We start from the raw sequence: 22,808 nt of genomic DNA on the forward strand, positions 1-22,808 counted from the left end.
CTTTCTCGTCGTTGAGATGGTGCAGGTGGTGGATCGGTACTGGTGTCGGGTGCTGCTGTGTGGTGCGGCGCACCCTGCCCGTCAGGACAGGGTGGACGCCGCGGGGTCCCAGCCCTCGGGGAGGGTCGGGGAGGGTGCGACGGTGCTCTCCACGAGCACCGCCTCACCACGCTCGGCGGCCTCGGCGATGGAGACCATCACGTCGAGGACGTGGAAGGCGAGGGCACCGGGGACCCGGTTCTCCTCACCCGCGCGCAGGGACCGGGCGAGGTCGACCACGCCGGTGCCGCGCGAGTAGGTGGACCCCACGGCGGGGATCGTCTCGGGCTCCTCGGCGCCGAGCGCGTAGAGCTCGGTGTCGCCGTCGAAGTTGTTCGGGTCGGGGAACACGACCGTGCCGGTCTCGCCCGCGATCTCGACGAAGCCGGTGCGCCCCCGGTCGGACTCGAACGAGAAGACGCTCTGCGCGCTGCCGCCGTCCTCGAACTCGATGAGCGCGGAGTGGTTCGTCGGCACCTCCACCGGGAACTCGGTGCCCGCCTTGGGGCCGGAACCGATCGTGCGGGTGGCACGCGCCTTCGACGCCGTGGCGGTGACCTTCTTCACCGGGCCGAAGGCCTGCACGAGGGTCGTGATGTAGTACGGGCCGATGTCGAACAGCGGGCCCGCGCCGTACGCGAAGAGGAACTCGGGGCTCGGGTGCCACGACTCCGGGCCGGGGCTCTGGAAGAGCGTCAGCCCGTTGAGCGGCGTGCCGATGCGGCCGTCGCGGATGGTGCGGAGCGCGGTCTGCAGGCCGGCGCCGAGGAACGTGTCCGGGGCGACGCTGACCGTCTTGCCGGCGGCACGGGCGGCGTCGCGGAGCTGTGCCGCACTCGAGCGGTCGAGCGCGTAGGGCTTCTCGCCCCAGACGTGCTTGCCGGCGGCGAGGGCCTGCAGGGCGACCTCGACGTGGGCGGCGGGGATGGTGAGGTTGACGACGATCTCGATGTCGTCGTCCGCCAGGAGCTCCTCGACGGTGCCCGAACCGGCGACGCCCCACTTCTCGGCCTGGGCGGCGGCGCGCTCGAGGTCGATGTCGGCGATGAACCGGACCGTCACGTCCGGGAAGACCGTGAGGTTCGACAGGTACTGGTCCGAGATGACCCCGGCGCCGATCACGCCGACGCCGACGGGGCCGGTGCGGCGGGTGTCGGCAGTGCCGTCCTGCTTGGCGGTGGTGGTCGTCGTGGTGGTGTCGGTCATGCGCGGGCCCCCTCGAGGAACGTGTAGGAGTCGGTGACGGCCTGGAACACGTCGCCCTCGTGGTCGTCGAGCTCGATGACGTGCAGTGCGTCCGGAGCGGCGGCGATGATGTCGCGGATCGGCATGACGCCGTTGCCGACGGCCACCTGCTTCTTGTCGTCGTGCGAGCCGTCGCCGTCCTTCACGTGGAGGAACTGCACCTTGTCGCCGTACTTGCCGATGACGGCCACCGGGTCGTCCCCGCCGACGCGCACCCAGTAGGTGTCGAGTTCGAGGACGACGTCGTCGGACAGGGCGTCCGCGAAGACCTCGTAGGCGCTGACCCCGTCGATGCGGTTCGAGAACTCGAACGCGTGGTTGTGGTACCCGAGGGTCAGACCGTGGTCCGCCGCGCGGGGTGCGAGGGCGCTGAGCTCGCGGGCGATGGCCTCGACGTCCTCGCGCGTGGTCCAGCGGGCCTCGTCGATGTGCGGGTCGATCAGGGTCTGCGTCCCGGTCGTCGCGGTGGCGTGGAAGATGCGCTCGAGGTCCTGCTCGCCGGCGTCGAGCAGTCGGGCGTGCCCGCTCGGGGCGGCCAGGCCGGCGTCGCGGAGCGCGGCGGCGTACTCGTCGGCGCGGTCCACGTAGCCGAAGAGCTCGACGTTCGTGAAGCCGATGTCGGCGATGCGCTGCAGGGTGCCGGGCAGATCGGCACTCAGGGCGTCGCGGACCGTGTAGAGCTGGACCGAGAGCGGTTGGGTCACCAGGGTGTTCTCCTCGTCGAGATGGTGGGGGTCGACTTCGACCGAGCGTCACACTACGAGGACTTCTGTCGGCGGTCAAGCAGAAGTCCGAGGAAAGTCGACGGACTTCATTGCGTGCCGCGATCGATGTGTGCTTCACTCCCCCACATGGTCGACTTGACTCGGACGGCAGCGTCGCCTCCGGTCGGGACGAGCGAGCTCTTCCAGATCCTCCGCGACGGCGTGCCGCGCACCAGGGCAGAGCTCGCCGCACTGACAGGACTCGCACGCTCGACGATCGGCGTGCGCCTCGACGCCCTCATCGAGGTCGGACTCGTCGGGCCGGTGGACACCGCCGCCTCCACCGGAGGGCGCCCGCCGGCGCAGGTGGCGCTGATGCCCCGCGCCCGCCTCGTCGTCGCGGCCGACCTCGGCGCCTCCCACGGCCGCGTCGCGATCACCGACCTGGTCGCCGCGCCGCTCGCCACGCGCGAGGCCCGCATCGACATCGCTGCAGGCCCCGTCCCGACCCTGACGTGGCTCGTCGAGACGATCGACGCCCTCCTCGACGAGGTCGGCCGCGCCCGCGACGACGTCATCGCGATCGGGATCGGCGTGCCCGGCCCGGTCGAGTTCTCCACCGGACGCCCCGCCAACCCGCCGATCATGCCCGGGTGGGACGGCTTCGACGTCCCCGGGTGGCTGCGCGCGCACATCGCCGCGCACGTGCTGCTCGACAACGACGTCAACATCGCCGCCCTCGGCGAACGCGAGCACGGCTGGCCGGACGTCGACCACCTGCTGTTCGTGAAGGTCGCCACGGGCATCGGCTCCGGCATCGTGTCCGACGGCGACCTGCAGCGCGGGGCGCAGGGCACCGCGGGTGACATCGGGCACGTCCGGGTGTCGCGGGCCGGCGACGTCCCCTGCCACTGCGGCAACACGGGCTGCCTCGAGGCGGTCGCCTCCGGACCCGCGATCGCCCGGTCGCTCCGTGCCAAGGGGCACGACGTGCACACGAGCGCCGACGTCATCGGGCTGGTGAACCGCTCCGACCTCGACGCGATCTACGCGGTGCGCCAGGCCGGTCGCGACATCGGCGAGGTCCTCGCCACCTGCGTCTCGTTGATGAACCCGTCCGTGATCGCGCTCGGCGGCTCGATCACCCAAGCCGGGGAGCACCTGCTCGCCGGCGTCCGCGAGGTGGTGTACTCCCGGTCCATGCCGCTCGCCACCGAGCACCTCGTGATCGCACAGTCCCGCGCCGGCTCCGTCGCCGCCCTGCAGGGCGCTGCGGCGCTCGCGATCGGGTACGCCCTCTCCCCCGCCGGGGTCGACGAGCTCGTCGCCTACGCGGAGGGGCGCCAGCTCGTCTCCTGACGGGCTGGCTTCCGGTGCGCGTCCGGGTGCGTCGGGTTCCGGTGCACAGCCGGGCACGCGGGTTCCGGTGCGCAACCGGGCGCGGGGGTTCCGGTGCGCGGTCCGGTGCGTCGGTTTCGCCACGTCGGTGCGCGGGGGGACAATCGTCGGGTGACGATCGTGCAGCCGACCCTGTGGGGTGACCTCGACCCCGGGCTGGACCTCAGCCTGGAGGAACGGCCCACCCCCGGCGGCCCCGCTGCGGTCGCGCCCGGCTCGGCTCCAGGGCGTCCGGGTCACGACGCCTTCACCGCCCTGCGAGGCCACACCGAACGCATCGTCGCCCACTCGTCGGACCGGGTCGCCTGGCTGCGCGCCCGTGCGATGGGCATCACGGCGACCGACGTCGCCCGCCTCGCCTCGCTCCGCGCCGTCGACGCCGTGGTCACGGACAAGCGGTACGGCTCCCGGTTCTCCGGCAACGCGTACACCGAGCACGGCAAGGACCGCGAACCCGCCATCGCCGCCTGGGTCGCCGCGACGCACGGCATCCAGCCGTCGGCGCACCTCTTCCACGCCGCGGCCAACCGTGCCCACCTCGCCACCCCGGACGGCGTCGGCGTCGACGAGTCGTCCCGCGTGGTGCTCGCCGAGATCAAGACCACCGGCAAGGCGTGGCGGAGCATCCCGCGGCACTACCTCCGGCAGGTGTGGTGGCAGCAGTACGTCCTCGGCGCCGACCGAACGCTGTTCGTCTGGGAACGGCACGACGCCTTCGTGCCCGTCGCCGACGAACCCGAGTGCCGCTGGGTCGACCGGGACGACGACCAGATCCGCGGGCTGATCCAGCTCGCCGACCTCGTGCTCGACCGGCTGCGCGACTTCCGCGTCTAGACCTTCACCAGCCGGAGTCGACTCATCCCGACCACCAGCACACCCATCAGCGCGATGAACACGGCGATCCCGACGCAGTACAGGGCGACCACGCCGTACCCGAGGTCCGCGTTCAGGAACGGGTAGGGCACCCAGCCGTCGGTGGCACCGCGGACCAGGACGACCACGAGCCAGACGGCCGGGTACAGCAGGAACCACCAGATGTGCCGGAACAGCAGCCGGGCCCGGTCGGAGAACAGCAGCCAGTCCAGCACCGCGTACACCGGCATGACCTTGTGCAGGATGTCGTTCGACCACTGCACGGACGTCTGCACGTCGACACTGACCAGCAGGGTGTTGTAGACGATGCCCGTCGTGGCGATGTACACGGTCGCAGCTCCGCGGAACACCGACGGCCCGACCCCCTGGCGCTTCCGCTGCGCCGCGACCACGAGCGCCGCCGCGAACGCCAGCCCGATCAGGATGTTCGACTGGATCGTGAAGTACCCGAAGAAGTTCCAGAACACGTAGTCGTCGCGCTGCGAGCTGACGAGCCACTGCCCGAGGACGGCGGCGACGACGGCGATCACCGCGAGGAGCCGGAGCGAGTTCACGAGGATGCGCACGGAGCCACGCTACCCAGCGATCGGCCCGAGCACGCAGAAGGACCCGCACCGGTGTCGGTGCGGGTCCTCCGTGGTGATCCGAGGATCAGATGCTGATGCCGTCCAGCGGGATGGACCGTGGGCCCAGCGCCGAAGGTCGTCAGATGCTGTTGACGTCCAGCGGGATGCCCGGGCCGAAGGTCGTCGAGACGGCGCCCTTCATGATGTAGCGGCCCTTCGAAGCGCTCGGCTTGAGGCGGTTGACCTCTTCGAGCGCCGTCGAGATGTTCTCGTCGAGCTGCTCCGGCGTGAACGAGGCCTTGCCGACGACGAAGTGCACGTTGGCGTGCTTGTCGACGCGGAACTCGATCTTGCCGCCCTTGATGTCGTTGACGGCCTGCGCCACGTTCGGGGTCACGGTGCCGGTCTTCGGGTTGGGCATGAGGCCGCGCGGGCCGAGCACCTTGCCGAGACGACCGACCTTGCCCATGAGCTCGGGCGTCGCGACGGCGGAGTCGAAGGCCGTGTAGCCCTCGGCGACCTTCGCGATGAGCTCGTCGCCACCGACCTCGTCGGCACCGGCGGCGATGGCGGCCTCAGCCGCAGCGCCCACGGCGAAGACGATGACGCGGGCGGTCTTGCCCGTGCCGTGCGGCAGGATGACCGTGCCACGGACCATCTGGTCCGCCTTGCGCGGGTCGACGCCGAGCTTGAGCGCGACCTCGACGGTGGAGTCGGTCTTGGTGGAACCGGTCTCCTTCGCCAGGGCGACGGCCTCGGTGGGGGTGTAGAACTTGTCGGCCTCGATCTTCGCGGCCGCGGCCTGGTAGGCCTTGGACTTCTTCGCCATGGTGGTCTCCTTGCGAGATACGTGGTTGACGAGCCGGCGCGGCTCTCCCACGGAAAGGTGTTGGGGTGTGTGCCTGAGCGGTGAGGCCTAGGCCTCGACCGTGATGCCCATCGAACGGGCGGTGCCGGCGATGATCTTCGCGGCCTGCTCGATGTCGTTGGCGTTCAGGTCGGCCTGCTTCGTCTCGGCGATCTGACGGACCTGGTCCATCGAGATCTTCGCGACCTTGACCGTGTGCGGGGTCGAGGACCCCTTCTGCACACCCGCAGCCTTCTTGATGAGCTCGGCGGCCGGCGGGGTCTTGAGGACGAACGTGAACGAACGGTCCTCGTAGACGGTGATCTCGACCGGCACGACGTTGCCGCGCTGCGACTCGGTCGCGGCGTTGTACGCCTTGCAGAACTCCATGATGTTCACGCCGTGCTGACCGAGCGCGGGGCCGATCGGCGGGGCCGGGTTGGCGGCGCCCGCGTTGATCTGCAGCTTGATCAGGCCCGTGACCTTCTTCTTCGGTGCCATGTTGTGCTTCCTCCTGGAATCGAACGCACGGTCTTCCGTGCACTCTCCCGCTGGCCCGGCCGTTCCGGACCGCGGTGAAGCCCCGCACGCACGGAGCGCGCGGGGCCAAACTCGTTGAGTCTACCCGACCGTGGGGACGGGGACTAGAGCTTCGTGACCTGGTCGAAGCTGAGCTCGACCGGGGTCTCGCGCTCGAAGAGCGAGACGAGGACGGTGAGCTTGCCGCTCTCCGGCTTGATCTCGGAGATCGACCCCGGCAGACCCGCGAACGAGCCTTCCTTGATGGTGATCGTCTCGCCGACCTCGAAGTCGACCTCGGCCGCCGGCTGCGACTGCACGCCGCCGGTGCCCTTGCCGCCACCCTTGGTCGGGGCGGCCTCGGCGACCTGGACGAGGGACTTCAGCATGCCGAACGCCTCGTCGAAGCGGAGCGGCGTGGGGTTGTGCGCGTTGCCGACGAAGCCGGTGACACCGGGGGTGTGCCGGACGACGGACCACGAGTCCTCGTTGAGGTCCATGCGGACGAGCACGTACGAGGGGATCCGGACGCGGGTGACCAGCTTGCGCTGCCCGTTCTTGATCTCGACGACGTCCTCCATCGGGACCTCGACCTGGTAGATCGAGTCCTCCATCGACATCGACACCATGCGGTTCTCGATGTTCGACTTCACACGGCGCTCGAAGCCCGCGTAGGAGTGGATGACGTACCACTTGCCCGGCTTCATCCGCAGCTCGGCCTTGAAGGCGTCGTACGGGTCGACCTCGGCCGGCTCCGCGTCGTCGTCCTCGGCGTCGAGCGCCTCGTCGGCCGCGAGGGTCTCGTTCGCGGCCTCGGCGGACTCTGACTCGAGCTCGACCTCTTCTTCGTCCTCGACCGCTTCGACGGCGGCCTCGGCCTCGTCGGCGGTGTCGATCTCGAGGGCGTCGTCGACGACGGCGTCCGCCTCGGGGTCGCGCGACTCGGCGAGGGCGGTCAGCGCCTCGTCGATCGACGTGTCGACCGTGCCGTCGTCGGGCTCGTCGCTGAGGCCGAGGGACTCGTCGTCCTCGTCCTCCACGGAGATCGCACGCTCTTCAGCGGACTCGACCGCACGGCCCTCGCTGGTCTCGACGTCGCCTTCCTGGTTCTCCTCGACCTCGGAGGACTGCTCGGCAGCCGTGGCGAGGTCGATGTCGTCGCGGGAGTTGTCAGACACTGTCGAATCTTTCCGTTCGGTGATGCGGATCGGGTTGGCGTGCGGATCGGTTCACGATCGGCCTCGTCTCCGGCGACCGTACTCCTGTCCGCAGGCGGTCAGGTGTCCGGCGGCCGGGCATGGCAACCGTGTCCGGGTCAGGCCGTCGGCCCGTTGCCGAACACGTACCCGACGCCGAGTCCGAACGCGAAGTCGAGGATCGAGACCAGGACCATCATCACGACGACGAAGACCAGCACGACGCCCGTGTAGCTGAAGAGCTCCTTGCGGGTCGGGGTGACGACCTTGCGGAGCTCGGCGATGACCTGACGGATGAAGAGCACGATGGCAGCGAACGGACCGCGGCGCTCGGCCCGGTCCTGCTTCGCCTTGGCGACGACGTCGTCCGCCGTCGTCTCCATGTCTTTGCTCGCCAACTTCTACCCTTCCAGATGTGCAGGGCGGACAGGACTCGAACCTGCAACCTGCGGTTTTGGAGACCGCTGCTCTACCAATTGAGCCACCGCCCTACGGAGGCGCGGTTCGTCACCGATCCGCGTTCCGGTGGACCAGTCTACGGGAGTCCGTCACACGGTGTCCACTTGACCGGTGTCCCGGCGTGCCGCGTCGGTAGGCTGGGACGCGTGAGCACCGAAGCCCCCGGCCCCGAGTCCACCCAGAACCCCGCCGCCGAGACGCCGACCACCGGCTCCGGCGACCGCCCGCGGATCGCGTCGCGCATCGCCGCGATCGCCGAGTCCGCGACGCTCAAGGTCGACGCCAAGGCGAAGTCGCTCAAGGCGGCCGGTCGTCCGGTGATCTCCTTCGCCGCCGGTGAGCCCGACTTCGCCACGCCGCAGCACGTGGTCGACGCGGCGGTCGAGGCCGCGCAGGACCCGAGGAACCACCGGTACACGCCGGCCACCGGCCTGCCCGAGCTGAAGCGGGCCGTGGCGGACAAGACCGCCCGCGAGTCCGGTGTCGCGGTCGACCCGTCGCAGGTCATCGTCACGAACGGCGGCAAGCAGGCGGTCTACCAGGCGTTCCAGACCATCGTCGACGCCGGCGACGAGGTCCTGCTGCCCGCGCCGTACTGGACCACCTACCCCGAGGCCATCCGCCTCGCCGGCGGCGTCCCCGTCGACGTCTTCGCCGGCAGCGACCAGGACTACCTCGTGACGGTCGAGCAGCTCGAGGCCGCCCGCACGCCGAGGACCAAGGCGCTGCTGTTCTGCTCCCCGTCGAACCCGACCGGCGCCGTCTACAGCGCCGAGCAGACGAAGGCCATCGGCGAGTGGGCGCTCGAGCACGGCATCTGGGTGATCAGCGACGAGATCTACCAGGACCTCGTGTACGACGGGGTCCGCTTCACGGGGATCCTCGAGGCGGTCCCCGCCCTCGCCGACACCACGATCCTCGTCAACGGCGTCGCGAAGACCTACGCCATGACCGGCTGGCGCGTCGGCTGGTTCATCGGCCCCGCCGACGCCGTCAAGGCCGCGTCGAACCTGCAGTCCCACCTGTCGTCGAACGTGTCGAACGTCTCGCAGCGCGCCGCGATCGCCGCCCTCACCGGACCGCAGGAGCCGGTCGCCGCCATGCGCGAGGCGTTCGACCGCCGCCGCAAGGCCATCGTCGAGGGGCTCAACGCCATCCCCGGGTTCGTCACGCCGACCCCGCAGGGCGCGTTCTACGTCTACCCCGACGTCACGGCACTCCTCGGGCGCGAGTGGGCCGGCAGCACGCCCACCACGACGCTCGAGCTCGCCGACCTGATCCTCGAGCACGCCGAGGTCGCGGTCGTCCCCGGCGAGGCCTTCGGCCCCTCCGGGTACCTCCGACTGTCCTACGCCCTGGGTGACGACGACATCACCGAGGGCGTCGCCCGCCTGGCGCGCTTCTTCGCGTAGGCACCTCCGGACGCAGCACGGCCCACCTCGTCGAGGTGGGCCGTGTCGCGTCCTGGAGGCGCGGTGACGGTCAGGCGAGCAGGTCGCCGACCGTCACCGGCTCGGGGACCAGCGCCACACCGAACCGGTTCAGGACGGTCACCTGCACGTAGCGGGCGAGCTCGGCCACCTGCGCAGCGGTCGCTCCCCCACGGTTCGTCAGCGCGAGCGTGTGCTTCGTGGAGATCGCTGCGCGGGAACCCGGGACCGCGTACCCGCGGTGCACCCCGGCGTGCTCGATGAGCCAGGCCGCGCTGAGCTTGACGTCCTCGCCCGCCGGCCACTGCGGGGCCTCGGAGGGCAGGGTCTCGGCGAACGCGGCGGACACGATCGGGTTGGTGAAGAACGACCCGGCGCTCCACGTGTCGGGATCGTCGGCGTCGAGCACCATGCCCTTCGAGCCGCGCAGCCGCAGCACCTCGGACCGGACCGTCGCGGGTGCCACGAGCGACCCGAGCTCGACACCGAGGGACCCAGCGAGCTGTGCGTACCGGACGGGCACGCCCTCGGCCGTGGCGGTGCCGAGACGGAACTCGACCGTCAGCACGACGCCGCGGCGGCCGTGCTTCAGCGTCGAGGTGCGGTAGCCGAGCGCCAGCTCGGCTGCCGGTACCCACGCACGCTCCCCGGTGGCCGCGTCGAGGAACTCGATCGCGGTGAGCACGTCGGAGAGCTCGACCCCGTAGGCGCCGATGTTCTGCACGGGGGCCGCACCGACCGTTCCCGGGATGCCGCTGAGCGCCTCCAGACCCGTCCAACCGCGCTCGACGGTGGTGGCGACGAAGGCGTCCCACGGTTCACCGGCCGCGACGCGGACGGTGACGCCGTCGGCGTCGGCGCCAGGGTCGTCCGCGAGCGCTGCGTCGACACCGGTGGTGCGGACGAGCACCACCGTGCCGTCGAACCCGTCGTCCGCGACGAGGAGGTTGCTGCCGCCGCCGAGGACCATCCAGTCGTCGTCCTCCCACGCCGACCGGGCGTGGTCGACGAGTTCGTCCGTCGTGGTCGCCGTGAGCAGCCGCGCGGCCGGACCGCCGACGCGCAGCGTCGTGAGGTCGGCGAGCAGGGGCTCCGACACGGTCAGCGGAACGCCACCGTGACCTGCGCCTTGCCGAGCACGGTCTGCCCGGCGGCGGTCACGGTGAGGTCGATGCGCTGCGGACGGCCTTCGTCGTCGACGGTGCCGACCTTCGCGACGATGCCGATGGTGGCTCCTTGCTCGGGGTCGACCACGACGGGCCGGGTGAAGCGCACCCCGTAGCGGACGACGGTGCCGCGGTCGCCGAGCCACTCGGAGACCGGCTGCACGGCGATGCCCATCGTCAGCATGCCGTGCGCGAGGACACCGGGGAGGCCGACCGACGCGGCGACGTCGTCGCGGTAGTGGATCGGGTTGAAGTCGCCCGAGGCGCCGGCGTACCGGACGAGCGAGTCGCGGGTGACGTGGACCTCGCGCTCGGCGACGACGGTGCCGACCTCGAGCGCGGTCACGGGTGCGGTGGTCATGCGTCGTCTCCTCGGACGACGAGGGTGGAGGTCGCGGTGACGACGTGCTCCCCCGCGGCGTCGTTCATCGTGCTCTCGGCGGTGACCATGGCGTTCCCGCCGAGGGTCTTCACACTCGTGACGGTCAGCGTCGCGGTCAGCTCGTCGCCTGCGACGATCGGACGGTCGTAGGTGAACGCCTGCTCGCCGTGCACGACGCGGGAGAAGTCGATGCCCGCGTCGGGCTCGGCCAGGAGCTGGGCGAGGGTCGCTTCCTGCACGACGACCGCGAAGGTGGGCGGGGCGACGACGTCGTCGTAGCCGGCGGCCCGGGCGGCCTCGGGCTCGTGGTGGATGGGGTTCGTCGCGAACACGGCGCGCGAGAACTCCCGCACCTTCTCGCGACCGACCAGGTAGGGCTGGGCCGGCGGGAACGTCCTGCCGACGAGCTCGGGGTTCACTGACACGCACCGCAGTCTACCGACGCCCCTCCTGGGGGCTGTGTCCATGAGCATGCATCGGCTATGCTCGGCGCGCACGGTTCGGGGGAACCGTGCGGTCGAGGACCGACGGACGGACTCCGGGGATGGGGAGGAACCATGGACGCGACGACCGAGTTCGCGGTGCACACGGGTGACCGGTGCACGGCCATGGAGGTCGCCGGCGCGGCGCTGCGCCGAGCCGGGCACCACGTCGAGTCGACGGGCGGCACGCTCACGGCGACGACCGGCAACCGGCTGCTGACGATCCTGCTCGGGGCCCTCGTGCACCCGTCGCGGGAGTTCCGTCGCTACGAGCTGTCGACGACCGTCACGGGGACGTCCACCACGATCACGCTGCGGCACGCCGGACACGGGACCGCGGTGTCCGGCGGGGGCATCGGTGCGGACCGACGGCGGACCGCGTGGCGGCAGGTGAACACGGTGCTCGAGCGAGCGTTGCGCTCGGCCGGGGTGCTCGTCGCCCGTACCGAGCACCGCCCGTTCTGACGCGCGGGGCGCACCGCAGGGGTCGTTCCCGGGCGCCGGCGCACCGCGAGATCACCGCGCCCCACGCGTCGCGTCGCACCCCGCTGCGGACACCGCACTCCGGTGTGCGGGGGTGCGGCGTCCGCAGCGGGGTGCGACAGCGCCGAGCGACACCGGGTCGTGGGCCGTCGGAGCCGTGCGCCGTTGGACGGGAGCCGGGGGACGACGCAGCCCGGAGACGAGGCAGCCCGGAGACGAGGCAGCCCGAGAACGACGAAAGCCCGGCGCGTGCGCCGGGCTTGCGGTAGCGAGGGCGGGACTTGAACCCGCGACCCCACGATTATGAGTCGTGTGCTCTAACCAACTGAGCTACCCCGCCAAGGATCCGGAGCGACGTGCCGCTCCGAGTCGGAGCCCCGAGTCAGGATTGAACTGACGACCCCTTCCTTACCATGGAAGTGCTCTACCACTGAGCTATCGGGGCATGTGCCGCGAACGGCACCACACGAGGATAGCAGACCGGCGACGGTGGTCAGGAACCCGGAGCGACGCCCGGGCGTGCCGCGTCGGACCGCTAGTTCGCGTTCGCCTTGAGCCACGCCAGCGGGTCCACCGGGACGCCGTCGACGTGCACCTCGAGGTGCAGGTGGGGACCGGTCGAGTTGCCGGTGCTGCCGACGAGGCCGAGCTCGTCGCCGACCGTCACCTGCTGCCCCTTGACGACCTTGAAGGAGTTGTCCTCCATGTGGCCGTAGACACTGACGAACTGCTTGCCGTCGACGTCGTGCTGGACCCAGACGTCGTTGCCGAAGCCACCGTCGTTCGCCTGCACCTTGATGACGGTGCCGCCGGCGATCACGCGGATCGGCGTGCCCTCGCCCGGCGCGAAGTCGACGCCCATGTGGTTCGTGGAGCAGAACGAGCAGCCCTCGACCTGTCGGCCACCGAACCCGGACGTGATGGGCACGCCGGTGAGGAACGGCCACTGGATGGAGCCGGTCGGGTCGTTCGTGAAGCTCGACGTGTCGACGTTCTTGTACTGCGTGGGGCTCGACACCGAGTACTGGTCGCGGTTCGTCTCGGCGTCCGCGGCGCCGGACCCGACGCTGAGCGACTGGGTCGCACCCGCTGCGGTCCGCGCGGAGGTCGACCCGGCGTCCGGGGTCCACAGTGCCTGCGCCGGCAGCGAGGTCGACACGACGAGGCCGGCGGCGAACAGGAGCGCGCCGACGGCGGTGACGCGCGAGGCGGTGCGACGGAAGGCCGCGCCCTGGCTCGGCTGCACCGACGACGCCGGAGTCGACGGACGCACGGCGCCGAGGTGCCGGGTGGCGCGGTCGACGTGGAGGGTCGCGGTGGTCCCGGCGCGGGCCGGACGACGCGACGGGGGCACCTGTCCGGCGACGCGGCGGGTCGACGGCGCGACCGGGACCGCGGCGGAGGGTGCCACCACGGGCGAGGAGGGAGCCGGCGGGGTGACGGGCGAGGCCGTCGACGCGGGCATCACCGGGGACGCGGGAGCGAGGTCGATCGGCGACGCGGGAGCGGGCGGTGTGGTCGGCGTCACCAGGTCGTCGAAGGACGGCCGGGAGGCGCTGGTCGCCTCTGCCTCGGACCGGGTCGGTGCCGACGACGTCGTCCCGGCGACGGTCGCTGCCGCCGCCCGTTCCGCCTCGATGCGGGCCCGTCGGGTGAGGTGGACGACCGGTTGCGGGTCGTCGACGTGGCCGTCGGTCAGCACGGGAGCGGAGGAGGAGTGGGGCATGTGTCGGTGGAGATCCTGATCGGGGCGAGACGCGCTCGTTGGTAACGAGCAGATAACGGGACTGGAGAACGGTAGCAGGGCCCGTAGCGGGTTTCCAGTCCTGCTCCGGACCACGGCGCTCCCCCAGAGCGAGGGACCCCGGTGTCGTCAGGCTCCGAGCACCGCTCCCTCGAGGCGTCGCAGCAGGGCGGACAGCTCGTCGACGACCGCCGGGCTGGCGAAGAGGAACGACCGCGTCCCGCCGGCCTCCCAGATGCGGACCTCGGCCCCGGCCTCGCGGGCGACGATCGACCCGGCGGCCATGTCCCACGGGTTGATCCCGCGCTCGTAGTAGGCGTCGACCGTGCCGGCGCCGACCGCACAGCAGTCCAGCGAGGCCGCTCCCCCGCGGCGGATGTCGCGGACCTCGCCGATGAGCCCGGCGAGCACGGCGACCTGCTCGCGCCGGCGGTCCGCCGTGTACCCGAACCCGGTCGCGACGAGCGTCTCCGCCAGGGAGGCCGGCGCCCCGACGTGCAGGGGTCCGCCGTCGCGCGTCGCGCCCTCCCCGACGACGGCACGGTGCACGACGCCGGTGGCGGGCGCCACGACCACACCGGCGACCGGCTCCCAGGTCGTCGGGTCGGCATCGCCGCGCACGACCCCGATGCTCACGCCGTACTCCGGGCTGCCGTAGAGGTAGTTGACGGTGCCGTCGATCGGGTCCACCACCCACGTCGTGCCCGACGTCCCTGTTCCGGCGCCGGACTCCTCGCCGAAGAACGCGTCGTCCGGCCGTGCCTCGGCGATGCGCGCACGGATGAGCGCCTCGACCTCGCGGTCGGCCGCGGTGACCACGTCGACGATGCTCGACTTCCGGTCGGCGACCTCGACCCCCTCGGCGCGACGGCGGGCTGCGAGGGCAGCGGCCTCACGGGCGATGGACTCGGCGAGGTCGGCGTACTGGGACGGGGTGAGGTCGGAGCGCATGCACCGATCCTGCCAGGGACGCCGAGAGCCCCGTCCGGGGACGGGGCTCTCGGCGGATCACGTGGCAAGTGAGGGATTCGAACCCCCGAAGGCTACGCCGGCTGATTTACAGTCAGATCCCTTTGGCCGCTTGGGTAACTTGCCATGTGCGCACCCGGCCCGTGTAGTCACCAACCGAAGGCGCGCAAGAAAGCATAGCCGATCCGGGGCGGTGCTCGTGACCACCGTGCGCTGCCCCGTGGGGCCGAACCGCGCCTCCCGTCCGCCGTTAGGCTGTCCGGCATGGCAGACAGTTCCTTCGACGTGGTGAGCAAGGTCGACAAGATGGAGGCGGAGAACGCCCTCAACCAGGCGGCCAAGGAGATCGAACAGCGGTACGACTTCAAGGGAGCCGACGCGTCCGTCGCCTTCAGCGGTGACGACGTCCTCATCAAGGCGAACTCCGAGGAGCGTGCCAAGGCCGTCCTCGACGTGCTGCAGAGCAAGGCGATCAAGCGCAACATCAGCCTGAAGAGCCTCGACGCCGGCGACCCCTACCCCTCGGGCAAGGAGTACCGCATCGAGGTGAAGTTCAAGAACGGCATCGAGCAGGACGTCGCGAAGAAGATCGGCGCGTTCCTCCGGGCGAACGCCCCGAAGTCCGTGAAGAGCCAGATCCAGGGCGACGAGCTCCGCGTCTCCTCGAAGAGCCGCGACGACCTGCAGAACACGATCCAGCTCCTCAAGGGTGAAGAGTTCGACGTGCCGCTGCAGTTCATCAACTTCCGCTGACGCGCGCCGCCGCCCGTGGAGCACTGGCTCAGCGTCGCGATCACGGTCTTCCTGGTCCTCCTGGACCTCGCGATCCGTGTCTTCTCGATCATCTACGTCCCCTACAACCGGAAGCCGCAGACCGCGACGGCCTGGCTCCTCGCGATCTTCCTCATCCCCTACATCGGGTTCATCGTCTTCCTCGTCATCGGGTCGACGAAGCTCCCGCGTGCCCGGCGTGAGAAGCAGACCGAGATCAACCAGTACATCCTCGAGCAGACCGAGGGGATCGAGCGGGTCCGCCGCGACCACCCGTGGCCGCAGTGGCTCGAGGGCGTCACGCGCCTGAACCGGGAACTCGGTGCGATGCCCCTGGTCGGCGGCAACTCGGCCGAGCTCTACCCCGACTACGAGGAGTCCATCGCCGAGATGACCCGGGCGATCGACCAGTCGCGCCGGTTCGTCCACGTCGAGTTCTACATCGCGACGATCGACGACACCACGCGGCCGTTCTTCGACGCCCTCGCGCGGGCCCAGGCCCGCGGGGTCCGGGTGCGCTTCCTGCTCGACCACTGGGCGAGCCGTGGGTACCCCGGGTACAAGGAGACGCTCGCCTTCATGGACGAGGCCGGCATCGAGTGGCACCTGATGCTGCCGCTCCTGCCGCTGCAGGGGAAGTTCCAGCGTCCCGACCTCCGCAACCACCGCAAGATCATGGTGATCGACGGCTCGGTCGCGTTCACCGGGTCGCAGAACCTCATCGACAGCTCGTACGACCTGAAGTCGCACCTCGACCGGGGCATGGTCTACAAGGACCTGTTCGCCCGCTTCGAGGGCCCCGTCGTCGCGGGACTCAACGCGCTGTTCGTCACCGACTGGTACAGCGAGACCGACGAACTCCTGCTCCGCGAGAGCGACCCGGTGCAGCGCGCCGACCGCGGCGACGCCATCGACTGCCAGGTCGTGCCGTCCGGCCCGGGCTTCGACGGTGAGAACAACCTCCGCCTGTTCAACGCGCTGCTCTACTCGGCGCAGCACAAGGTGTCGATCACGTCGCCGTACTTCGTGCCGGACGACTCCATGCTCTACGCCATCACCACGACGGCACAGCGCGGGGTCGAGGTCGAGCTCTTCGTCGGCGAGATGGGCGACCACGCGATGACGTGGCACGCGCAGCGCTCGTACTACGAGGGCCTCCTGCGGGCCGGCGTCAAGATCTACCTCTACCGGGCACCGACGATCCTGCACGCCAAGCACTTCACGATCGACGACGAGGTGTCGGTGATCGGGTCGAGCAACATGGACATGCGGTCCTTCAGCCTGAACCTCGAGGTCTCGGTGATGGTCCGCGGCAAGTCCTTCGTCGAGTCCCTGCGCGAGGTGCAGGCCGCCTACAAGGAGCACAGCTTCGAGCTGCGGCTCGACGACTGGCTGCGCCGTCCGCGCCGGTCCCAGGTGCTCGACAACGTCGCGCGGCTCACCGCGGCGCTGCAGTAGCGGACGGCCGGGAGGCGCGGCGCACCTCCGCCGCACCGGCTCGGCTGGCCAGCGAGCGGCGTCGTCAGAGCAGGGTCACAAGTCCGGACAGCGTCCCGGTCAGCGCAGCGGCAGGAGCCCGCACGGCGTCCCCGTCAGCGCAGGGGCACGAGGCCGGTCAGCGTCCCCGTCAGGCGCTCCAGCGGCCCGCGACCGAGGAGCCCTCGCCACAGCACGGCGAAGAGCACCGACCCGACGGCGAACCAGCACCAGGCCGGGCCGGAGTCGGGTGCCGTCGGCAGCATGGCCAGCACGACGAGGTGTCCGGCGTAGACCGTCAGCGGCATCGAGCCCACCGCCGCCAGGGGGATCGCGATCCGCTCGGCGAACCGACCGCGTCCGTCGACGAGCAGCGTGCACAGCGCGATCACCGCGACCGCGACGCCGGCGGTGCCGACGACGTCCACCACGGACGACGAGTGGTCCCGCGGCGACAGGAACACCTGCGCCACCGCCTCGACCCCGGTGCTCCCCTGCCCCGTCCACGGCACGCCGGGGAAGGCCAGCGCTGCGTCGACCGGGACCGGCGCGGTCGCGTTCCCGACGACGTAGGCCGCGACGGCGACCACCGCGCCGGACGCGAGGAGCAGGACCTGGGTGCGCCGTGCCTCCAGACCGGCCCGCGCGACCGCCAGACCGACCAGGACGTACGCGAGGAACGTGACCACGGGGTAGACGAGGCCGAGCTGGACCTCCCACGTGCCCGCTCCCGCGAAGAACGGCGCGGTCGCGAGCGCGACCACCGGCGAGAGCACCGCGCAGACCGCGGCGAGCACGAGGAGCCACCGGGCGCGGACCCGGAGGACCGGGACGGCGAGCAGGAAGAGCGCACCGTACGTCGGCAGGATGACGTACACCGACGTCTGCAGCGCCATGAGGAGCAGCCCGACGGCGACCACGACCAGCGTGCGGACCACGAGCCGCGCCCGGATCCGTCCGATGGTCGGCGGGCCCGGCGGTGTCGTCCGTCCGCTCGTCAGACCGATCGAGACCCCGGCGAGGACGGCGAACAGCGAGGACGACCGTCCGTGCGCGACGGCGGCCCAGCTCTCCGGGTCGGCCCAGTCGAGCTGGTCGGCGATGCCGCCGACGTGGGTGGCCATCATGCCGAGCAGGGCGAGCGCACGGGCGACGTCGACGCCCTGCAGCCGGGCACCGGACGCAGGCACGCCCCGCAGCGCCGTGAGCGGTGCGGGGCGTGCGGACGACACGGCGTCAGGCCGTGTGCGCGTCGGCCGGGCTGGCGTCGGCGGCGTCGGCAGCGCCCGCTCCGGAGCGTCCGAGTGAGACGTCGACCATCTCGTCGCGCGGGACGACCTTGATGCGCTCGCGGCCCTCGGCCGAGCCGAGCGCCATCTCGTGCGCGTCGAGGTTGTGCCAGCCGTCGAGGTCCGTGTACGCGACACCGCGCTCCGCGAGCAGCGCCGGCACGGCCCCCTCGGACGGGTCCTCCGGCGTCCACCAGCTCGCCTGGTCGTTCACGATGTGCTGCACGGTCTCCATCGCGTCGGACTTCGTGTGCCCGATGAGGCCGACCGGTCCGCGCTTGATCCAGCCCGTGGCGTACACACCGGGGATCTGCTGGTTGTCGTCGTCGAGGACCTGGCCCTCGTGGTTCGGGATGACCCCGTGTCGTGCGTCGAACGGTACGCCCGGCAGCGGCGAGCCGAAGTAGCCGACCGCACGGTAGGCGGCCTGGATCGGGATCTCGCGGACCTCGCCGGTGCCCTCGACGCCGCCCTGCCCGTTCGGCCGGGTCCGCTCGTACCGGATCGCCGTGAGCTTGCCGTCCTCGCCGACGAACTCGAGCGGCTTCGCGTAGAAGTGCAGGTGCAGCCGGCGGCTGGCCTGTCCGGTCTCGCGCGTGCGCCACTGCTCGAGCACGCGGTTCATCACCATGACCTGCTTGTTCGTGGCGATCGCGTTCTTCGAGGCCTCGTCGTGGTCGAAGTCCTCGTCGTAGACGATCATGTCGACGTCGCGCAGCTCGCCCAGTTCGCGGAGCTCGAGCGGCGTGAACTTCACCTGTGCCGGGCCACGGCGGCCGAAGACGTGCACGTCGGTGACGGGCGATTCCTTCAGGCCGTCGTAGACGTTCGCCGGGATCTCGGTCGGCAGGAGGTCGTCCGCGTGCTTCGCCAGGATGCGGGACACGTCGAGCGCCACGTTGCCGTTGCCGATCACCGCGACGCTCGAGGCAGTGAGCGGCCAGGAGCGCGGGACGTCGGGGTGGCCGTCGAACCAGCTCACGAACTCAGCGGCACCGTACGAGCCCTCGAGGTCGACGCCGGGGATGTCGAGGTCCGCGTCCTTGACCGCGCCGGTGGAGAACACGACCGCGTGGTAGTGCTTGCGCAGGTCGTCCAGCGTGATGTCCTCGCCGAAGCGGACGTTGCCGAACAGGCGGACGACGCCGCGGTCGAGCACGTCGCGCAGGGCGTTGACGATGCCCTTGATGCGGGGGTGGTCCGGCGCGACGCCGTACCGGACGAGTCCGTAGGGCGCGGGGAGCTGCTCGAAGAGGTCGATCGACACGTCGTGGCCGTGGGCCTCGCGCAGCAGGATGTCCGCGGCGTAGATGCCGGCGGGGCCGGCGCCGACGATGGCGACTCGGAGGGTGGGCACTGATCGTCTCCAGTTTCGTTCGGGTGGTGGGCTCCCGAGGGCGGTGGTGGCTGGTCGCGGTGCGGCCGCGTCAGCGGCTGCGTTCCACGACGGACTCGGCGAAGCGGATGAGTGCCCGCTTCACCGTGCCGTCCGGCAGCGGCGCGAGCGCGTCGACCGCCTCGGTCGCCCAGCGGACCGCGACGGCCCGGGTGGCGGAGGTGGCCTCGTGCTCACGCAGTGCGGCGACCGCGGTCTGGTACGGCGCGGAGTCGACCACGTCGTCCGGTGCCGCGTTGACGTCGCGCTCGATGCGTTCGAGGAGCGCGACCGCGTCGGGCGCTCCGGTCGCGGCGAGGCGGCGGAGCTGGAGCAGCGGGAGCGTGTCGACGCCGGCACGGAGGTCGTTGCCGGCGATCTTGCCGGTCTTGTCCTTCGCCGGCGCGAGGTCGATGACGTCGTCGACGAGCTGGAAGGCCACGCCGACCTTCTCGCCGAAGGTGCCGACGGCGTCGAGGTAGGAGCGGTCGGCACCGGAGAACATCACGCCGGCGCGGGCGGCCGTGGCGATGAGGGAGCCGGTCTTGTCGCTGAGCACCTGGATGTAGTGCTCGACCGGGTCGTCGTCCGGCTGGGGGCCGGTGGTCTCGTGCAGCTGCCCCATGCACAGGCGCTGGAAGGTCTCCGCCTGCATCCGGATGCCCTCGGTGCCGAGGTCGGCCGTGATGAGGCTCGCCCGCGCGAAGAGCAGGTCGCCGGTGAGGATGGCGACGTTGTTGCCGTACGTGACGTGGGCCGCCGGGACGCCGCGACGGACCGGTGCCTCGTCCATGACGTCGTCGTGGTACAGCGAGGCGAGGTGCGTCGTCTCGATGCTCACCGCGGCCTTGACGACCGCGTCGGTCACGCCGTCGCCGAGCTGTGCGATGAGGAGCGTCAGGGTCGGTCGGATCCGCTTGCCGCCGGCGGACAACAGGTACCGGCTCGTCGTGTCGGCGAGGGTGTCCGTCGAGCGCATCGCCTCTTCGAGGCCCTGCTCGACGAGCTCCAGCCCGTCGTCGACGGCGGAGATGAACCGGCGTTCGGCCGGCGTGGCGAACAGTCGCTCACCGATGCCCAACGAGGCGCGGAGACTCGGTGCGCGACGTGCGACCGGGACGCTCGGGTTCAAGTGCTGCTCCGTGGTTCGGGGGTGGGCCGGTCAGCCGGCGGTGGGTTCGGCGCCGGGCCGGGCGGTGCCGGTCCGGTCGGTGGCGGCGCCGGTCTGGTCGGCACGACCCTCGGGCGTGCCCGGCTGCCCGCCGGTCTGCTGCCCGACGCTCGGCTGCTCGCCGGTGTGCTGGTGCTGCCGACGGGCCTTGGCACGGCGGGCCGCCGACTCGCGGACCGGTTCGGCCACGGGCTTCCGGCCACGGTGCAGCGCGACGATGCCCGCGGTGAGGTTGCGGTACGCCACCATCGTGAAGCCGACGCCGCGGAGCCACTGGCTGAGCACCTGCTGCTCGGGCCAGGCCTCGATCGACTCGGCCAGGTAGCGGTAGGCCGCCGGGTTGCTGGACGACAGGCGCGCGACACCGGGCAGGATCCGCTTGAGGTAGGCGCCGTACCCGAGGCGGAGGACCGCGAGCGGGGGCGTGGAGAACTCGCAGATGACGACGCGGCCGCCGGGCTTCAGGACGCGGAGCATCTCGCTGAGCGCCTGCTTGGGGTCGTTGACGTTGCGCAGGCCGAAGGAGATCGAGACGGCGTCGAACGAGTCGTCCTCGAAGGGCAGCCGCTCGGCGTCGCCCTCGACGAAGGTGATCTCCGGGTGGCGTTCGCGGCCGACGGCGATCATGCCCGCGGAGAGGTCGAGTGCCGTGACGTCGGCGCCCTTCTTCGCGAAGGCGGCGGCGCTGGTCCCGGTGCCCGCGGCGATGTCGAGCACACGCTCGCCGGGCTGGGGGTCGACCGCGCGGACCGTCGCGACACGCCACAGCGGGGCGTTGCCCGCGGAGAGGATGTCGTTCGTGAGGTCGTACTTCGCGGCGACGTCGTCGAACATGGCCGCCACCTCGTCCGGCCGCTTGTTCAGGTCCGCTCTGCTCACCCACAACATCCTAGAGGTCCCGCCCGAGCGTTCACCGGTCCGACGGAGGACCGGTCGACGCGTACGATCGGTCCGTGACCCGAACCACCACGGCGGTGCCCCCGCTGACGGTCTCGACCCGGATCCTCGACGACCCGGGCGCCGTCCTCCGCCACACCCTCCGGGACAGCCCGCTGGCCTTCGTCCGGAACGGCGACGGCATCGTCGGGATCGGCGAGGCCCTGCGCTTCTCGTTCACCGGTCCGGAGCGGATGCGGGAGGCCTCAGCGGTCTGGTGCGCGCTCGTGGCCGCCGCGACGGTGGACGACCCGGTGCAGCTCCGCGGGACGGGCCTGGTGGCGTTCGGCGCGTTCACCTTCGCCGACGACTCCGCGGAGTCGAGCGTGCTCGTCGTCCCGCGCGTGGTGATCGGCCGCCGTCGCGGCAAGGCGTGGATGACGGCCGTCGACACCACCCCGGACCCCACTCCCCTGGCGTTCAGCCGGACCTCTGCCCCGGTCCCCCGCGTCGGCGACCACGTGTCCGTGCAGCTCACCCCCGGTCGCATCGACCCGGACGCCTACGCCGCGCGCGTCGCGGAGGCCGTCCGCCGGATCGCCGCCGGCGACGCCGAGAAGGTCGTGCTCGCGCGTGACCTCGTCGGGCAGCTCCCACCCGACGCCGACCGCCGCGCACTGTTGCTCGACCTCGCGGCGGCCTACCCGCAGTGCGTCACCTTCGCGGTGGACGGGCTGGTCGGCGCGACCCCGGAGACCCTCGCCCGCACCGACGGCACGCGGCTGTCCGCCCGGGTGCTCGCCGGCAGCGCGGCCCGCGGGTCGGACGCCGTGTCGGACCGCGCCGCCGCCGAGGCCCTCGCCGCCAGCGCGAAGGACGTCGGTGAGCACGCGTTCGCGATCGACAGCCTGCTCGCCGCGCTCCGTCCGATCGCCACCGACGTCCGCGTCGACCCGGAGCCGTTCCGGCTGCAGCTGCCGAACCTGTGGCACCTCGCCACGGACGTCCAGGCGACGCTGCCCGTCGGTACGACGTCCCTCGACGTCGCGGACGCGCTGCACCCGACGGCCGCGGTGGCCGGCACCCCGACGGACGTCGCCGTCCGGCTCGTCGCCGAGCTCGAGGGCGCGGACCGCGGTCGGTACGCCGGCCCGGTCGGATGGCTCGGGGCGAACGGCGACGGCGAGTGGATGCTCGCGCTCCGGAGCGCGCAGATCAGCGCGGACGGCGCCGTGCGCGCGTGGGCCGGGGCGGGCATCGTCGCCGGGTCCGATCCCGACCGCGAGGTCGCCGAGACCGCGCTGAAGTTCCGCCCGATCACGGACGCGCTCGCCTGAGGCCGACGCCC

23 protein-coding genes and 4 tRNA genes are annotated in these 22,808 nt (G+C 71.4%); 7 read left to right on the plus strand and 20 right to left on the minus strand.

Features of this window, described 5'->3' with window-relative positions:
- Positions 1 to 81: 81 nt before the first annotated feature.
- The gene (locus AAEP86_RS16060) at positions 82 to 1,245 is read right to left on the minus strand and encodes a Gfo/Idh/MocA family protein (RefSeq protein WP_420368289.1); all 1,164 of its coding nucleotides are present in this window, start codon (positions 1,243 to 1,245) and stop codon (positions 82 to 84) included.
- Positions 1,242 to 1,988 (minus strand): sugar phosphate isomerase/epimerase family protein, encoded by a 747-nt coding sequence (locus AAEP86_RS16065; RefSeq protein WP_420368290.1) that lies wholly within the window; start codon positions 1,986 to 1,988, stop codon positions 1,242 to 1,244. The genes AAEP86_RS16060 and AAEP86_RS16065 overlap by 4 nt, the downstream gene beginning before the upstream one ends.
- Positions 1,989 to 2,135: 147 nt before the next feature.
- Between AAEP86_RS16065 and AAEP86_RS16070 the strand changes: the two genes are divergently transcribed.
- Positions 2,136 to 3,347, plus strand: a complete 1,212-nt coding sequence (locus AAEP86_RS16070) for an ROK family protein (protein ID WP_420368291.1) — start codon at positions 2,136 to 2,138, stop codon at positions 3,345 to 3,347.
- A gap of 150 nt (positions 3,348 to 3,497) precedes the next feature.
- Positions 3,498 to 4,220 (plus strand): YqaJ viral recombinase family protein, encoded by a 723-nt coding sequence (locus AAEP86_RS16075; protein ID WP_420368292.1) that lies wholly within the window; start codon positions 3,498 to 3,500, stop codon positions 4,218 to 4,220.
- Here the strand turns inward: AAEP86_RS16075 and AAEP86_RS16080 are convergent.
- The 6 genes from AAEP86_RS16080 to AAEP86_RS16105 all read right to left on the minus strand — a co-directional run bounded on the left by AAEP86_RS16080 (position 4,217) and on the right by AAEP86_RS16105 (position 7,878).
- Positions 4,217 to 4,825 carry a Pr6Pr family membrane protein gene (locus AAEP86_RS16080; protein ID WP_420368293.1) on the minus strand — a complete coding sequence of 203 codons (609 nt, stop codon included), beginning with the start codon at positions 4,823 to 4,825 and terminating at the stop codon, positions 4,217 to 4,219. The genes AAEP86_RS16075 and AAEP86_RS16080 overlap by 4 nt on opposite strands.
- Positions 4,826 to 4,964: 139 nt before the next feature.
- On the minus strand, positions 4,965 to 5,654 hold the full coding sequence (gene rplA / locus AAEP86_RS16085) for a 50S ribosomal protein L1 (protein ID WP_071290698.1): 690 nt from the start codon (positions 5,652 to 5,654) through the stop codon (positions 4,965 to 4,967).
- Positions 5,655 to 5,741: 87 nt separating this feature from the next.
- Positions 5,742 to 6,173: a 50S ribosomal protein L11 gene (gene rplK, locus AAEP86_RS16090; protein WP_017888638.1), complete on the minus strand. Its 432-nt coding sequence runs from the start codon at positions 6,171 to 6,173 to the stop codon at positions 5,742 to 5,744.
- Between the two features lie 143 nt (positions 6,174 to 6,316).
- A complete protein-coding gene (nusG, locus tag AAEP86_RS16095) occupies positions 6,317 to 7,369 on the minus strand; it encodes a transcription termination/antitermination protein NusG (protein ID WP_420368294.1) in 1,053 nt (350 codons plus the stop codon).
- A 137-nt stretch (positions 7,370 to 7,506) separates the two neighbouring features.
- The gene (gene secE / locus AAEP86_RS16100) at positions 7,507 to 7,770 is read right to left on the minus strand and encodes a preprotein translocase subunit SecE (protein ID WP_420370514.1); all 264 of its coding nucleotides are present in this window, start codon (positions 7,768 to 7,770) and stop codon (positions 7,507 to 7,509) included.
- Positions 7,771 to 7,805: 35 nt separating this feature from the next.
- Positions 7,806 to 7,878 (minus strand) — tRNA-Trp (locus AAEP86_RS16105).
- Between the two features lie 114 nt (positions 7,879 to 7,992).
- Between AAEP86_RS16105 and AAEP86_RS16110 the strand changes: the two genes are divergently transcribed.
- A complete protein-coding gene (locus tag AAEP86_RS16110) occupies positions 7,993 to 9,258 on the plus strand; it encodes a pyridoxal phosphate-dependent aminotransferase (RefSeq protein ID WP_420368295.1) in 1,266 nt (421 codons plus the stop codon).
- 70 nt (positions 9,259 to 9,328) lie between these two features.
- Here AAEP86_RS16110 and AAEP86_RS16115 read toward each other — a convergent pair whose 3' ends face one another.
- Genes AAEP86_RS16115 through AAEP86_RS16125 form a run of 3 tightly spaced genes read right to left on the minus strand, consistent with a single transcriptional unit; the run spans position 9,329 to position 11,249 of the window.
- Positions 9,329 to 10,375 (minus strand): UDP-N-acetylmuramate dehydrogenase, encoded by a 1,047-nt coding sequence (locus AAEP86_RS16115; protein ID WP_420368296.1) that lies wholly within the window; start codon positions 10,373 to 10,375, stop codon positions 9,329 to 9,331.
- Between the two features lie 2 nt (positions 10,376 to 10,377).
- Entirely contained in the window at positions 10,378 to 10,803 is a 426-nt protein-coding gene (locus tag AAEP86_RS16120) for a MaoC/PaaZ C-terminal domain-containing protein (protein WP_420368297.1), read from the minus strand.
- On the minus strand, positions 10,800 to 11,249 hold the full coding sequence (locus AAEP86_RS16125) for a MaoC family dehydratase N-terminal domain-containing protein (protein ID WP_079236588.1): 450 nt from the start codon (positions 11,247 to 11,249) through the stop codon (positions 10,800 to 10,802). The genes AAEP86_RS16120 and AAEP86_RS16125 overlap by 4 nt, the downstream gene beginning before the upstream one ends.
- 132 nt (positions 11,250 to 11,381) lie before the next feature.
- Between AAEP86_RS16125 and AAEP86_RS16130 the strand changes: the two genes are divergently transcribed.
- Positions 11,382 to 11,771, plus strand: coding sequence for a hypothetical protein (locus tag AAEP86_RS16130; protein WP_420368298.1), 390 nt, complete (start codon positions 11,382 to 11,384; stop codon positions 11,769 to 11,771).
- A gap of 284 nt (positions 11,772 to 12,055) precedes the next feature.
- Here AAEP86_RS16130 and AAEP86_RS16135 read toward each other — a convergent pair.
- The 5 genes from AAEP86_RS16135 to AAEP86_RS16155 form a co-directional block, all read right to left on the minus strand.
- A tRNA-Met gene (locus AAEP86_RS16135) sits at positions 12,056 to 12,129 on the minus strand.
- A 33-nt stretch (positions 12,130 to 12,162) separates the two neighbouring features.
- Positions 12,163 to 12,234 (minus strand) — tRNA-Thr (locus tag AAEP86_RS16140).
- 90 nt (positions 12,235 to 12,324) lie between these two features.
- Positions 12,325 to 13,515, minus strand: coding sequence for a peptidoglycan DD-metalloendopeptidase family protein (locus AAEP86_RS16145; protein ID WP_420368299.1), 1,191 nt, complete (start codon positions 13,513 to 13,515; stop codon positions 12,325 to 12,327).
- A 147-nt stretch (positions 13,516 to 13,662) separates the two neighbouring features.
- Positions 13,663 to 14,484 (minus strand): inositol monophosphatase family protein, encoded by an 822-nt coding sequence (locus tag AAEP86_RS16150; RefSeq protein WP_420368300.1) that lies wholly within the window; start codon positions 14,482 to 14,484, stop codon positions 13,663 to 13,665.
- Between the two features lie 62 nt (positions 14,485 to 14,546).
- Positions 14,547 to 14,628, minus strand: a tRNA-Tyr gene (locus AAEP86_RS16155).
- Between the two features lie 138 nt (positions 14,629 to 14,766).
- On the opposite strand from AAEP86_RS16155, the gene AAEP86_RS16160 reads away from it, so the two are divergent.
- Positions 14,767 to 15,255, plus strand: coding sequence for a YajQ family cyclic di-GMP-binding protein (locus AAEP86_RS16160; RefSeq protein WP_420368301.1), 489 nt, complete (start codon positions 14,767 to 14,769; stop codon positions 15,253 to 15,255).
- 15 nt (positions 15,256 to 15,270) lie between these two features.
- Complete coding sequence (gene cls, locus AAEP86_RS16165; protein WP_420368302.1) at positions 15,271 to 16,731, plus strand: cardiolipin synthase; 1,461 nt, start codon at positions 15,271 to 15,273, stop codon at positions 16,729 to 16,731.
- A gap of 134 nt (positions 16,732 to 16,865) precedes the next feature.
- On the opposite strand, the gene AAEP86_RS16170 is transcribed toward cls, so the two are convergent.
- The 4 genes from AAEP86_RS16170 to AAEP86_RS16185 form a co-directional block, all read right to left on the minus strand.
- Positions 16,866 to 17,981, minus strand: coding sequence for a heparan-alpha-glucosaminide N-acetyltransferase domain-containing protein (locus AAEP86_RS16170; protein ID WP_420368303.1), 1,116 nt, complete (start codon positions 17,979 to 17,981; stop codon positions 16,866 to 16,868).
- Positions 17,982 to 17,985: 4 nt separating this feature from the next.
- Positions 17,986 to 19,395 carry an FAD-dependent oxidoreductase gene (locus AAEP86_RS16175; RefSeq protein ID WP_420368304.1) on the minus strand — a complete coding sequence of 470 codons (1,410 nt, stop codon included), beginning with the start codon at positions 19,393 to 19,395 and terminating at the stop codon, positions 17,986 to 17,988.
- 70 nt (positions 19,396 to 19,465) lie between these two features.
- Positions 19,466 to 20,545: a polyprenyl synthetase family protein gene (locus AAEP86_RS16180; protein ID WP_420368305.1), complete on the minus strand. Its 1,080-nt coding sequence runs from the start codon at positions 20,543 to 20,545 to the stop codon at positions 19,466 to 19,468.
- Positions 20,546 to 20,575: 30 nt separating this feature from the next.
- The gene (locus AAEP86_RS16185) at positions 20,576 to 21,463 is read right to left on the minus strand and encodes a demethylmenaquinone methyltransferase (protein WP_420368306.1); all 888 of its coding nucleotides are present in this window, start codon (positions 21,461 to 21,463) and stop codon (positions 20,576 to 20,578) included.
- Positions 21,464 to 21,537: 74 nt separating this feature from the next.
- Here AAEP86_RS16185 and AAEP86_RS16190 point away from each other — a divergent pair, with 74 nt between their 5' ends.
- Positions 21,538 to 22,797 carry an isochorismate synthase gene (locus AAEP86_RS16190; protein ID WP_420368307.1) on the plus strand — a complete coding sequence of 420 codons (1,260 nt, stop codon included), beginning with the start codon at positions 21,538 to 21,540 and terminating at the stop codon, positions 22,795 to 22,797.
- The last annotated feature ends 11 nt before the right edge of the window (positions 22,798 to 22,808 follow it).

Source organism: Curtobacterium sp. L1-20 (genome assembly GCF_048755855.1).
In the GTDB taxonomy this organism is placed as follows: Bacteria; Actinomycetota; Actinomycetes; order Actinomycetales; family Microbacteriaceae; genus Curtobacterium.